The organism is Halochromatium sp., from assembly GCF_046541315.1.
Lineage (GTDB): Bacteria > Pseudomonadota > Gammaproteobacteria > Chromatiales > Chromatiaceae > Lamprobacter.
In genome coordinates this window covers 1-2945 of the sequence record NZ_JBKHDN010000274.1, presented here as the reverse complement: position 1 = coordinate 2945, position 2945 = coordinate 1, and the positions used below count along the sequence as shown (strand labels likewise).

General features: G+C 67.6%; 4 protein-coding genes. 1 reads left to right on the top strand and 3 read right to left on the bottom strand.

The features are described 5' to 3' along the window. Positions 1–8: 8 nt before the first annotated feature. Positions 9–863, top strand: coding sequence for a formyltetrahydrofolate deformylase (gene purU / locus ACLFQI_RS13030; RefSeq protein WP_410759955.1), 855 nt, complete (start codon positions 9–11; stop codon positions 861–863). A gap of 9 nt (positions 864–872) precedes the next feature. Here purU and ACLFQI_RS13025 read toward each other — a convergent pair whose 3' ends face one another. The 3 genes from ACLFQI_RS13025 to ACLFQI_RS13015 all read right to left on the bottom strand — a co-directional run. Continuing rightward, a complete protein-coding gene (locus tag ACLFQI_RS13025) occupies positions 873–1145 on the bottom strand; it encodes an oxidative damage protection protein (RefSeq protein ID WP_410759953.1) in 273 nt (90 codons plus the stop codon). Between the two features lie 4 nt (positions 1146–1149). Next, positions 1150–2235 (bottom strand): A/G-specific adenine glycosylase, encoded by a 1086-nt coding sequence (gene mutY / locus ACLFQI_RS13020; protein ID WP_410759952.1) that lies wholly within the window; start codon positions 2233–2235, stop codon positions 1150–1152. Between the two features lie 77 nt (positions 2236–2312). Then, positions 2313–2945 (bottom strand): AsmA-like C-terminal region-containing protein (locus ACLFQI_RS13015; protein WP_410759951.1); only part of this gene is annotated, 633 nt, incomplete at its 5' end.

Sequence of the window (2945 nt, the reverse complement as noted above, 5' to 3'; positions counted from 1 at the left end):
CCAAAACGATGGAACGTGCGTTCCGACTGATTGTTTCCTGCCCGGACCAAGTGGGCATCGTCGCCGCCGTCAGCGACTTCATCGCCCAGCATGGCGGCTGGATCACCGAAGCGCATCATTACTCGGACCCGGAGAGCCAGTGGTTCTTCATGCGCTATGTGGTGCGTGCCGCCTCGCTGCCATTCGGCGAGGAACGTTTCCGCGCCTTGTTCGCGCCGATCGCGACGCGCTTCGCGATGCAGTGGTACCTGAGCGACACCGGCGTCAACCGGCGCGTGGTGCTGTTGGCGAGCAAGCAGGCGCATTGCCTCTCCGACCTGCTCTACCGCTGGCGCAGCGGGGAACTGAATTTCGACCTCCCCTGCGTGATCTCCAATCACCCGGACCTGCGCGATTACGTCAGTTGGCACGGTATCGATTATCGGCATCTGCCGGTGGACCCCACCGACAAGGCCGCGCACTTCGCCGCTGTCAATGCCGCGATCGAGGAAGCGCAGGCCGATCTCGTGGTGCTGGCGCGTTACATGCAGATCCTACCGCCCGAACTCTGCGCGCGTTATTCGGGGCGGATCATCAACATCCATCACAGCTTTCTGCCCTCGTTCGTCGGCGCCCGGCCCTATCACCAGGCCTCAGCGCGCGGGGTGAAGCTGATCGGCGCGACCTGCCATTACGTCACCAGCGAACTCGACGCCGGGCCGATCATCGAGCAGGACGTGGTGCGCGTCGGCCATCACAACACGGTCGAGGACATGGTTCGGCTCGGCAAGGATGTCGAGAAGACGGTGCTCGCGCGCGGCCTGCGCTATCACCTTGAGGACCGCGTGCTGCTGCATGGTGGCAAGACGGTGGTGTTTGCCTGAAGGAGCGGCTCACTGCTTCGGCGGCACATAGCCTTCCGGCATCGCCGCGCCTTCGCCGAAGAAATACTTCTCCATCTGTTCCTCAAGGAAGGTGCGCGCCTTCGGGTCCATCGGGCTCAGACGATTCTCGTTGATGAGCATGGTCTGATGCTTGAGCCAGTCGGCCCACGCCTGCTTGGAGACGTTCTCGAAGAGACGCTGCCCCAGCTCACCGGGATACGGCGGCCGATCCAGCCCTTCGGCCTCGCGGCCGAGCTTCACACAGTTGACCATACGGCTCATCGGGTTACTCCTGTCGTGCAATGTCGGTATCGGCTTCCAGCTCGGCGAGCAAGCGGCTGATCGGTGCCGGCAGGCCGAGATCGCCCGGCGCGGCCGGATCGACCCAGGTTGTCGCCGCATCGTCGGCGACCCGCGTCGGCTGCGTCGCCAGCCGCACCTGAAGCGGATGCATCTCAAGTTGGAAGTGGCTGAAGGTATGTCGGCGCGGCGGGCGCTTTTCAAGGCGCGCCACCGAGACATCCAGGCGCGCGCGGCACCACGCCTCGGCGGTCTCCTCGAGGCCGATCTCGGGTGGCGTCCACAGGCCACCCCAGATCCCGGCCGGCGGCCGCTGCTGCAAGAGCAGCCGGGCACCGGGATCGCGAATCAGCAGCAGTTGCACCGCGCGCTGCGGTGCCTGCTTGCGTGGCTTCGGGGCCGGATAGGCGCCGACCGCGGCGAGCGCCAACGCCTGGCAACCCGCGGCCAAGGGGCAGGCATGGCAGGCCGGTTTGGCGCGCGTGCATCGGGTCGCGCCGAGATCCATCATCGCCTGATTGAAGGCGCCAACGCGCGCCACCGGCGTCAGCGCCTCGGCCAGCGCCCAGAGCCTGGCCAGCACGGCGCTGCTGCCCGGCCAGCCCGAGACCGCGAAGCAACGTGCCAGCACCCGCTTGCAGTTGCCGTCGAGAATCGGATGAGGCTGCCCGAGCGCCAGCGAGAGGATGGCGCCAGCGGTGGAGCGACCGATCCCGGGCAGGGCCTCGAGCGCCTCGATTCGCTCCGGGACGCGTCCATGATGGTCGGCGACGACGATGCGCGCGGCGCGATGCAGATGCCGCGCGCGAGCGTAATAGCCAAGCCCGGACCAGAGATGCAGCACCTCGTCGAGTTCGGCCGCAGCCAATGAGGCCACATCGGGGAAGCGGGCCATGAAGCGCTCGAAATAGGGCACCACCACCGCCACCTGGGTCTGTTGCAGCATGATCTCCGAGATCCAGACCCGATAGGGCGTCGCCGCGCGTTGCCAGGGCAGATCGTGGCGGCCGTGCTCATCGAACCAGGCCAGCAGGCGGCGCGCGAAGTGGTCGGCCAACGCTGCGGTCGGCATCGCTGGCGCTGCCGGCGGAGGCGCCGGCCGCGAGGTCGGCGCGCGCACCGACATCGGCGACGCGGAGCGGGCGCGCGTCACTGCCCGAGTAGCCCGGGCAGAACTTGACGCAGTCCCTCACCCAGACCCTCGATCCCCGTGCGCTCCTCGAGCTGATCGAGCAAGTCGCTATCCTCGCGCAACGCGCGCCGCGCGGCCTGATCGAGCGCGCTCTTGACATCGACCTCCCAGCGCGGATCGGCCCAGGACCCCTTGGCGGCGATCGGGATCGGGATGCCCTCCAGTTCCTTGATGCCGCGCCCCTTCGGCGGCTTGGTCATCACCGCTTGCAGATCCAGGGCGATCCGCTGCGTGGGCAGTTCGAGGCGACCGTTGCCGTCGATCGCGAGCAGATTCGAGCGCAGCCGGATATCCTCGCTGTGGAAGTGGCCGTCCGCGCCCTTGGCGGTCAGGCTGAGGACGCTGAACCGGGTCAGATCCTCGGTCTCCTCGCGCGAGACGCCCAGGGCGCCCACAGTGTCAGCGATCAGCTGCCCGAGATCGACCATGGTCAGGGCGCCATCGCGCACCACGAGGGCGACATCGCCGCCGAGACTGTCGATGATCGCCTGCGGATCGGCACCGCGCCCGACCAGATCCAGCTCGATCTCGGCGAGTCCGGTCAGCGCAGCCTGAGCGCGTCCACCCAACCGCAGATCGGTCAGCAGGGC

What these genes read in the sequence shown, in the direction of transcription:
- mutY (WP_410759952.1), bottom strand. Translation starts at nt 2,235, where the DNA reads ATGCCGACCGCAGCGTTGGCCGACCACTTCGCGCGCCGCCTGCTGGCC.
- ACLFQI_RS13025 (WP_410759953.1), bottom strand. Translation starts at nt 1,145, where the DNA reads ATGAGCCGTATGGTCAACTGTGTGAAGCTCGGCCGCGAGGCCGAAGGG.
- purU (WP_410759955.1), top strand. Translation starts at nt 9, where the DNA reads ATGGAACGTGCGTTCCGACTGATTGTTTCCTGCCCGGACCAAGTGGGC.